This is a genomic window from Micromonospora sp. NPDC049201 (assembly GCF_055586805.1).
In genome coordinates this window covers 1-10,760 of the sequence record NZ_JBVJHM010000026.1, presented here as the reverse complement: position 1 = coordinate 10,760, position 10,760 = coordinate 1, and the positions used below count along the sequence as shown (strand labels likewise).

Here is a 10,760-nt window from a genome sequence, read left to right as displayed (position 1 = left end):
CGGCTGTGCGCGGTGTGGGCCGATGTGCTCGGCGTGGACCGGGTCGGCATCCGGGACAGCTTCTTCGAACTCGGCGGCGACTCCATCCGCGCCGTCTCCCTGGTCGGCGCGCTACGGGCCGAGGGCTTCGACCTGAGCGTGCGGGACGTGTTCGACAGGCGTACCGTCGCCGAACTCGCCGACCTGCTGGGCGAGCGGTCCCCCCTGGTCGCCGACGACCACGCCCTGGTCGAGCCGTTCGCGCTGATCAGCGACGACGACCGGGCGCTGGTCCCGGACGGGGTGGTCGACGCCTACCCGCTGTCGCAGATCCAGACCGGCATGGTCATCGAGATGCTGGCCGACGACCAGCAGAACAACTACCACAACTCCAGCGCGTTCAGGATCATGGATGAGCGGCCGTTCGACTTCGCCGCCTTCGAACGCGCAGCCGCCTGGCTGGTCGCCCGGCACGACATGCTGCGCACCTCGGTCCACCTCACCGGGTACTCGGTGCCGATGCAGCTGGTCCACCGGACGGCCGAGGTGCCGATCGGCTGGACCGACCACGGCACGCTCGACGCGGCCGGGACCGAGCACGTGCTCCAGGAATTCGCGACCAGCGAGCGTGCCCGGCCGTTCGACCTGACCCGGCCGACCCTGATGCGCTTCTTCGTGCACGTCACCGAGCCCGACTCGTGGTGGCTCTCGATCACCGAATGCCACCCGGTCATGGAGGGCTGGAGCTACCACACCATGCTGATGGAGCTGGTGCGGGCCTACCAGCGGATCGCCGCGGGTCAGGAGCCCGACGCCGAGCCGATGCCGGCGGTGCGCTTCGCCGACGCCATCGCCGGCGAGCTCACCGCGCTCGACTCGCCGGAGACCCGGGCGTACTGGCGTGACGTGGTGGGCCGGTACGAGAAGTTCACCCTTCCGCGCGACTGGGGCGACCGGAGCGTGGCCGAGCGGACCGCGTACCACACCCGGATCCCGTGGACCGACCTGGAGCCGGGGCTGCGGCGGCTCGCGGCCCAGGCCGGCGCGTCCATGAAGGCCGTCATGGTGTCCGCGTTCGGCAAGGTGCTCAGCCGGCTCAGCGAGGAGCCCGCGGTGCACGCCGGGCTGGTCTACGACACCCGCCCCGAGGTGCTCGGCGCCGACCGCGTCTTCGGCATGTACCTCAACACGCTGCCGTTCCCGTTCGACCCGATCCGGGGCACCTGGCGCGACCTGGTGACCCGGACCTTCCGCCGCGAGGTCGAGTCCTGGTCGCACCGGCGTTACCCGCTGCCCGCGGTCCAGCGCGACAACCCCGGCCGGCAGGGGCTGATCGAGGTCTTCTTCAACTACCAGGACTTCCGTCAGATCGACACCGAGCTGGTCGACGCCACCCAGGGGCTGGACGACAGCCCCACCGAGTTCCCGTTGACCGTCTCCTCGCGGGCCGGGCACATCTTCCTGACCTCGGACGTCCGCTCGCTCACCCCGGCGAACACCGACCGGATCGCCGGCCTGTTCCGGACCGTGCTGACCGCGATGGCCGCCGACCCGGACGGCGACGCCACCATCGCGCTCGCCACCCCTGACGAACTGCGTGACCAGCAGGACCGGGCGGTCGGCGCGCCGCTGCCCGGCGACTACCAGCCGGTGCTGGAGCTCTTCGAGCAGCAGGCCGCCCGTACGCCGGACGCCGCCGCCGTGGTGACCGGCGGCCACACGCTCACCTACGCGGAGCTGGACGACCGCGCCGAGCGGTACGCGGCAGCGATCGCCGCCCGCGGCGCGGGCCCGGAGTCGGTCGTCGCCGTGCTGCTCGACCGCGGCCCGGAACTCGCCGCCGCCCTGCTCGGTGCCTGGAAGGCGGGCGCCGCCTACCTGCCGCTCGACGCCGCCTTCCCGGCCGAGCGCGTCGCCGGGATGGTGGCGGACGCCCACGCCGCCGTCGTGATCACCGAGCGGGACCTCCTGCCCGGCGTCGCCGACGTCCCCGCGGACCGGCGGCTGTTGGCCGAGGACCTGCCCGCCGACCGCCCCGCGGTCACCGGACGGACCAGGCCGGCTGCCGACCAGTTGGCGTACGTCATCTACACCTCCGGCTCGACCGGCCGCCCCAAGGGCGTCGCCGTGTCGCACCGAGGGCTCGCCAACCACGTCTCGTGGGCGGCGCGGACCCTGGCCTCCCGGGGAACCGGCGGCGCGCCGCTCTTCTCCTCGGTCGCGTTCGACCTCGTCGTACCGAATCTGTGGGGACCGCTGGTCACCGGGCAGCCGGTGACGATGGTGCCGAACGAGGTGGACCTCGGCGAACTCGGCGCCCACCTCGACCGGCACGGCCCGTACAGCTTCATCAAGCTGACCCCGGGCCACCTGGAGGTGCTGACCACCCAGCTCGCCGCGGACCAGGCGGCACGCCTGGCTCCGGTGCTTGTCGTCGCCGGCGAGGCGCTGACCCGGCATGTGGTGCGCGCCTGGCAGGCGAAGGCGCCCGCGGTCGAACTGATCAACGAGTACGGACCGACCGAGGCGTCCGTCGGCACCTGCATCCACCCGGTCGACGGGCCGGTCCCCGACGTCGTCCCGATCGGATCGCCCCTGCCGGGCATGGTCATGCGGGTCCTCGACCGGGACCTGCGTCCGTTGCCGACCGGCGTCACGGGTGAGCTGTACGTCGGAGGCACCGGCGTCGCCCGGGGCTACCTGGGCCGCCCGGACCTGACCGCCGACCGGTTCCTGCCCGACCCGTACGGTCCGCCCGGCGCGCGCCTCTACCGCACCGGCGACCTCGTGCGGCTGCTGCCGGACGGCGCCGTCGACTTCCGCGGGCGCCGCGACGGCCAGCTCAAGATTCGTGGCTACCGGGTCGAACTGGGGGAGATCGAGGCGACACTCGGCGGCCTCGACGAGATCACCGACTGCCGGGTGGTGGCCCGCGAAACCGGGCCGGACGGCGAGCGGCAGCTCGTCGCCTACCTGGTGGCGAACGGCGAGATGAACCGCACGTCGATCCGCGAGCGGCTCACCCGCGCGCTCCCGGACTACCTGGTGCCGTCGGCGTTCGTGCAGCTCGATCGGCTGCCGCTGAACGCCAACGGCAAGCTGGACCGGCACGCCCTGCCGGCCCCGGACGAGACCGCGCCCGGGTCGGGCGGCTTCGAGACCGCCACCCCGTTGCAGGAGCGTCTGGTCGCGGTCTGGTCCGAGGTGCTCGGCCGGGAGGCCGGCGTCCGCGACGACTTCTTCGACCTCGGCGGCGACTCCATCCGGGCGGTGGCCCTGATCGGCGCGCTGCGGGCCGAGGGCTGGGACGTGTCGGTCCGCGAGATCCTTCAGCACCGCACGGTCGAGGCGGTCTCGCGGCTGCTCACCGGCCGGGACGCGCTGGACGCGGGCGACCACGCGGCGGTGGCGCCGTTCGAGCTGGTGCCGGCCGTGGACCGGGAGCGGCTGCCGGACGGGCTGGCCGACGCGTACCCGCTGTCGATGAACCAGTCGGGCATGCTGATCGAGCTGCTCGCCGGGCACGACGACCGGCGCAGCTACCACAACGTCAACGTGTACGAGGTGCGCGACGACCAGGGCTTCGACCCGGACGCGTTCGAGCGGGCGGTGCGCGAGGTGATCCGGCGGCACGACGTGCTGCGGACCTCGGTCCGGCTGACCGGCTACTCGGAGCCGATGCAGCTCGTGCACCGGGTGGCCGCCGCGCCGTGCTCGTGGCGCGACCTGCGGCACCTCGACGCCAGGGAACAGTTCGACGACATGTCGGCGTTCGTGGCCGCGCAGCGGGCGGACCTGTTCGACCTGTCCTCCGACGAGCCCCTGCTCCGGGTGCACGCCCACGTCACCTCGGACACCGAGTGGCTGTGTGGCTTCACCCAGAACCACGCGCTGCTGGACGGGTGGAGCAACCAGCTGTTCCTGATGGACGTGCTGGAGTGCTACCGGCGGCTGCGCGACGGGACCGCGCCGGAGCGGTGGGACGCGCCGGCGGTGCGGTTCGCCGACACGGTGGCGGCCGAGCGCCGGGCGCTGGAGTCCGAGCGGACCCGCGCGTACTGGCGAGAGATGGTCCGCGACCACGTGAAGCTGACCATGCCGGCCGGGTGGAGCGGCGACCGGGACGCGCCCGCCGAGGTCGTCCGCGCCGGGATGTCCTACGCCGACCTGGAGGAGGGCCTACGGCGCCTGGCCGCGTCCGCGCGGACGTCGGTGAAGAGCGTGCTGGTCGCGGCGCACGCCAAGGTGATGAGCCAGCTGACCACCGCGCCCGGCTTCCACACCGGACTTGTCACGCACACCCGGCTGGCCGAGCCGGGCGGCGACCGGGTCTACGGCAACTTCCTCAACACCCTGCCATTTCCCGTACGCCCGGACGCGCGCACCTGGCGCGACCTGGTACGCCAGGTCTCGGACACCGAGATCGAGATCTGGGACCACCGGCACTTCCCGATGCCCGCCATCGAGCGCCCGGCCGGCACCGGCCGCCTGGTCGACGTGTTCTTCTGCTACCTCGACTTCCACCGGATGGACACCGAGGCGGCCGACGACAGCCAGGCGTTCAGCGACGCGCCCAACGAGTTCGCGGTCGGCATCGTCACCCTCGGCGGACGCCTGAGCCTGCGCAGCAACAGCCACGTGCTCAGCCACGAGCGCGCGCGGCAGATCGTCGGCATGTTCCGCGACGTCCTCGCCGCCATGGCCGCTGATCCGGACGGCGACGCCCGCGCGACGCTCGGGCCCGAGTCGAAGCCGCGGACGGCGCTGCGCAAGGTCCGGCGCCCGGGGCGCGGACGCCGGCGCCAGACCCCGCACGAGGTGTTCGCCGACCGGGCGGCGCGGACCCCCTCCGCCGTCGCCGTGATCGACGGCGACACCGAGCTGACCTACCGCGAGCTGGACGAGCGGGCGAACCGCCTGGCCCACCGGCTGCGCACGGCCGGCGCGGGCCCGGAGACGGTGACCGGCATCTGCCTGCCGCCCGGCGCCGACGCGATCTGCGCGGTGCTCGGCGTGCTCAAGACCGGCGGCGCCTATCTGCCGCTCGCGCCGGGCGCGGACCTCGCACCCACCCGGGAACTCGGGCTCACCGCCATCGTCACCGGCGACTCGTCGCTGCACCCGGTCACGGTCGCGCCGGACGGTCCCGGCGACGCCGCCGCGCCCGAGGTGACTGTCGACCCGGAGACGGCGATGCTGGTCGACCCGGCCGAGCCGTACGCCGTGGTCAGCCACGTCGACGTGCTCAGCGAGGTGACCGCCGCGCACCAGGCGGCCGAGTTCGACGAGTTCGACGCCTGGACCCTCGACGCCGGCTGGGCGGACGACCCGCTGCCCATCTGGGGTGCGCTGCTGTACGGCGGCCGGCTGGTCGTGCTGCCGCCGGACGAGACCCCGGCGCGACTGCTGGACCGGCTGCGCCGGCACGAGGTCTCGGTGCTGTCGCGCCGGGCGGACGACCTGCGTGACCTGGCCGCGCCGATCGCGCGGGACGAGGATCTCGCCGTACGCCTGGTGCTGCTCACCGGCGACGCGGGCCACCCGGACGACCTGCGCCCGCTGGTGGCGGCAGACGGCGACGGCCCGGCGGTGGTCAGCCGCTACCGGCGGGCCTGCTGGCGGCAGCTCGAGCCGGCCGACCTCGACGATGCGCGGTTCCCGATCGGTGACCCGCTGCCCGGCCGCGAGCTGCGGGTGCTGGACGCGCAGGGCCGCCCGGTGCCCGACGGTGTGCCGGGCGACCTCCACCTGGGCGGCATCGTGCCGCGCGGCTTCACCGGGCGTCCCGCGCTCACGGCGGACCGCTTCCGCCCGGACGCCTTCGGGACGGCCGGGTCACGCCTGTTCGCCACCGGGGACCGGGCGGCGGTCCGCGCCGACGGCGCGCTGGTGCCGCAGCCGTCGGCCGACGACGGCGAGGAGGGCGAATCGGAGTACGAGCCACCGCGGTCCCCGCTGGAGAGCCGCATCGCGGCCATCTGGCAGGAGGTGCTGGGCCGCACCCCGATCGGCGTCAACGACATGTTCTTCGACGTGGGCGGCGACTCGATGCGGGCGCTGGCCGCCGTCGGTGTGCTGCGCGAGGAGGGGCTGGACGTCTCGGTCCGCGACCTGTTCCGCCACCCGACCGTCGCCGAGCTCGCCGATCGGCTGGCCGGCCGCGACCGGCACCCCGGCGACGACGAGCCGGTCGCGCCGTTCGCCCTGATCGGCGACGACGACCGGACGAAGCTGCCGCCGACGGCGGTGGACGCGTACCCGCTCTCGCAGGTGCAGGCCGGCATGGTCGTCGAGATGCTGGAGGATCCCACGGCCTACCGCAGTTTCGTGGCGTACGAGGTGATCGGCTCCGAGTTCGACGAGGCGGCACTGCGGGCCGCGCTGGTCGAGGTGACCGGACGGCACGACGCGTTGCGCACCTCGCTGCACCTGACCGGGTACTCGGTGCCGACGCAGGTCGTGCACGGCCCGGCCGACGTGCCGGTGACCGTGCACGACCTGCGCGACGTGCCGGCCGACCGGCGCGACGAGGAGTTCCGGAAGCGGCTCGCCGCCGACCAGAACGCGCCGTACGACGTGGCACGCACGCCCCTGCTGCGGGTGGTCGTCGCCCGCCTCGAGGACACCCGCTGGTGGCTGGGCCTCGGCCTGCCGCACGCGCTGAGCGAGGGCTGGGGCCTGGCGATGGTCCAGGCCGAGCTGCACGCGGCCTACCGGGCGCTGGCCGCCGGGGACACACCGGCCCCGTACGAGGCGCCGCCGGTGCGCTATGCCGATTTCATCGCCGCCGAGCTGCGGTCCCTGGCCGGGGACGAGGACGCCGCGTACTGGAGATCGGTGGTCGATGATCGAGAGGGGATCGGCGTTCCCGCGGCCTGGGCCGGGCCGGACGATGTGCCCTACCAGCACCTGGTGCCGCTCGACGACCTGGAGCCACGGCTGCGGGAACTGGCCGCCGGGCTGCGCGTCCCGGTCAAGAGCGTCCTGCTGGCCGCGCACGTGGCGGTGATGGGCCGGCTCACCGAGACCCGGCGCGGGTATGTCGGCCTGGTGACCGACGCGCGCCCCGAACTCGCGGGCGCGAGCCGGGTCTACGGCATGCACCTCAACACGGTGCCGTTCGCCGTGGACCGGACCGCCGCCCGCTGGCGGGAGCTGATTCGCGGCGTCTTCGCCCAGGAGACCGCGTTGTGGCCGCACCGGCGGTATCCGATGCCCGCGATCCAGCGGGACTCCTCGGCCGGGCGGCAGGTGCTGACCGCGTTCAACTACGTGGACCTGGCCGGGGTCGGCCCGCGCCGGCAGGACGCCGACGGCGACATCGGCGCGACGCTCAGCCAGTCGCACACCGAGTTCGACCTGACCGTGCACTGTCGGCCCGACCGGATCAACCTGACGACCCGTACCGGGGTGATGAGCAGGGCGAACGGCGCCCTGCTGGCGAAGATGTACCGCACGGTGCTGGAACGGATGGCACAGGACGCCGACGGCGACGCGCGGGCGTCGGTGCTGTCGCACGCCGGCCCCGGACCGGACGCGGCCGAACGGGAGCCGTTCACCTTCGACCCGGTGCGCGGACTGGCGAAGTGGGCGGCCGAGACCCCGGACGCGCCCGCGCTCGCCGGCGACGTCGGGACCGTCAGCTGGGGACAGCTCGGCGCGGACGTCGACCGGTTGGCCGGCCGGCTGCGCGCCAGCGGTGTCGGACCCGGTGTCGTGGCGGCGGTCTGCCTGCCGGCCGTCGTGGAGCGGGTCACCGCGGTCCTCGCCGTCCTGCGGGCGGGTGGCGTCTGCCTTCCCCTCGATCCCGAGACCCCGGTCAAGCGGCTCGCGTTCCAGCTCGCCGACGCCCGGGCCCGGGTCGTCGTCGCGGACCGCGAGTCCGCGCTCGACACCGACCTGCCGGTTCTGACGACCGGCGACGGGACCACGACGGTGCCCGAAGGCGAACCGGCGCCGGAACCCGAGCCGTCGGACCCGGCCTTCCTGCTCTACACGTCGGGCTCGACGGGCCGGCCGAAGGGCGTGTCGATCACCCGCCGCGGCGCCGGCAACCACCTGCTCGCCAAGGTGGCCGACCTCGGCATGACGGCGGCCGACACGCTCGCGCAGAACGCGCCGCCCACGTTCGTGGTGTCGATCTGGCAGATGCTGGCCGGCACCGCCACCGGGTGCTGCGTCCGGGTCGTCCCGGAGGCGGTCGCGCGCGACTCGCACTCCCTCTTCGCCCTGGTCGCTGACGGCGAGGTCACCGTTCTGGAGGTCGTGCCGACGCTGTTGCGCGCGGCGCTCGACGGCGGCGTCACCCTGCCGCCCGGCGCCGCGCTGCGGCGGCTGGTGGTGACCGGCGAGGCCTTCCCGGCTGAGCTGGCCGCCCGGTGGCTGGCGCGGTTCCCGCAGGTCGCGCTGCTGAACTCGTACGGGCAGACCGAGTGCGCGGACGACGTCGCCCACCACGCGCTGACCACTGCCGACGGGCTCATCCGGGTGCCGATCGGCCGGCCGGTCCGCAGCACCCGACTGTACGTCCTCGACGAGTGGGGCGTGCCGGTGGTCGACGGTGTGCCCGGCGAGCTCCACGTCGGCGGCCTCGGCGTGGGCGACGGCTACCTGAACCAGCCGGCGCTGACCGCCGAGCGGTTCGTCCCCGACCCGTGGGGCCCGGCCGGCGGCCGGCTCTACCGCACCGGCGACCTCGCCCGCCGGCTGCCCGACGGCACGCTCGACTATCTCGGCCGCTCCGACCAGCAGGTGAAGGTCCGTGGGCACCGGATCGAACCGGGCGAGATCGAGGCGGCCCTGACCCGGCACCCCCTGGTGCGGCAGGCGGTCGTCGTGCACCGCGACGACCGGTTGATCGGTTACGTGGCGGCGGCGGACGAGCGGCCGACCCCGGCCGACCTGCGCGCCGCGCTGGAGGCCGAGCTGGCCGCCTACCTCATTCCGGCCGCCTTCGTGGTGTTGGACGCGATTCCGCTGTCCCCGAACGGCAAGGTCGACCGCGCGGCGCTGCCCGAACCCGGCGCCGAGGCGCTGGCGGTGACCGAGTTCGTCGCGCCCGCCGACGGCCTCCAGGCCGAGGTGGCCGGACTGTGGGCGCGGGCGCTCGGCGTCGAGCGGGTCGGCCTGCGCGACGGATTCTTCGCGCTCGGCGGCGACTCGCTGCGGGCGGTCGCGCTCGTCGGCGACCTGCGAGCGGCCGGATACGGGACGACCGTGCGCGACGTGCTGGACGCCCGGACCGTCGAGCGGCTCTGCGAGCGGCTGCGCCCGGTCGGGGCGGACGCGGGCCGGCGGTACGTCGAGGCGTACGCCCAGATCGGGCGTGCGGACCGTGATCTGCTTCCGCCGGACGTGGTGGACGCCTACCCGCTGGGCCGTACCCAGCTGGGCATGGTCATCGAGGCGATGTCCGGTGACGGCCGCGGCGCGTATCACATGGTCAACATGTTCCGGGTGACCGACGGGCACCCGCTGGACGAGGACGCGCTGCGCCGGGCCGTCGCGGTGGTGGCCGACCGGCACGAGACGCTGCGCACCTCGATCCGGTTGACCGGCTTCTCCGTGCCGATGCAGCTCGTGCACCGGAACGTGGACGTTCCGGTCGAGGTGCACGACCTGCGAGACGTGGACCCGGCCGAGCACCCCGCGATTCGCGAGCGCCTGGTGGCGCGTCAGCGCGCCGAAGCGTTCGACTTCGCGGTCGCGCCGCTGGTCCGGGTGCTCGCGCACCAGGAGAGCGACGAGGCGTGGTGGCTCACCCTGACCCAGACGCACGCGCTGACCGAGGGCTGGAGCACCCACCAGGTGCTGATGGAGCTGCTGGACTGCTATGACCGGCTGCGCCGGGGCGCCGAGCCGGAGCCCTACGACCGGCCCGGAGTCCGGTTCGCCGACGCGATCGCGGCCGAGCGTGCCGCGCTGGCCTCGGACGAGGACCGCGCCTACTGGGAGCGGATCGCCGGCGACAACGCCGGGGTGACGTTGCCGCGGGGCTGGGCGGGCGACTCGGACCGGCGGGTGTTCCGGCAGATCCCCTACGACGACCTGCTCGACGGGCTGAACGCCCTGGCCGCCGAGACCGGCACGTCGCTCAAGACCGTGTTGTTGTCGGCGTACCTGAAGGTGCTGGGCCAGTTGACCGACGAGCCGGCCTACCACGCGGGCATGGTCGTCGACACCCGGCCGGAGGAGCCGGGCGCCGACCGGGTGCCCGGCATGTACGTCAACACGCTGCCGATCGCCGCCGACCGGACCGCGGCGACCTGGCACGACTTCGTCACCCGGGTGTTCGCCCGGGAGCTCGACGTGTGGCAGCACCGGCGCTACCCGATGCCCGCGATCCGCCGCGACGGGAGCGGCGACCCGCTGATCCAGATCTTCTTCAACCACCTCGACTTCCGCGGCGTGGACACCGGCCGGGTGGCGGCCGGCACCCGGACGACGAACTCGCCCAACGAGTTCGCCCTCTCGCTGATCAGCCAGCACGGCCGGTTCCACCTCGGTAGCAGCGAGCGGCACCTGGATCCGGCGAGCGCGGACCGGCTGGCCGGCATGCTGCGCGCGGTGCTGGAGTCGATGGCCGCCGGTGGCGACGGCGACGCCCGGGCCACCTACCTGCCCGCGGGCGAGCGGGAGCTGCTGCTCCGGCAGGCGTCACCGTCCCACGGGACGCCCGTCGACCGCTGTCTGCACGAGTTGTTCGAGGAGCGGGTGCGGCGGTCGCCGGATGCGGTGGCGGTGGTGGTGGGTGGGGTGTCGTTGTCGTATGGGGAGTTGAA

1 protein-coding gene is annotated in these 10,760 nt (G+C 74.0%); it reads left to right on the top strand.

Features of this window, described 5'->3' with window-relative positions:
• Window positions 1–10,760 (top strand): amino acid adenylation domain-containing protein (locus ACZ6O5_RS31090; protein WP_465981880.1); only part of this gene is annotated, 10,760 nt, incomplete at both ends.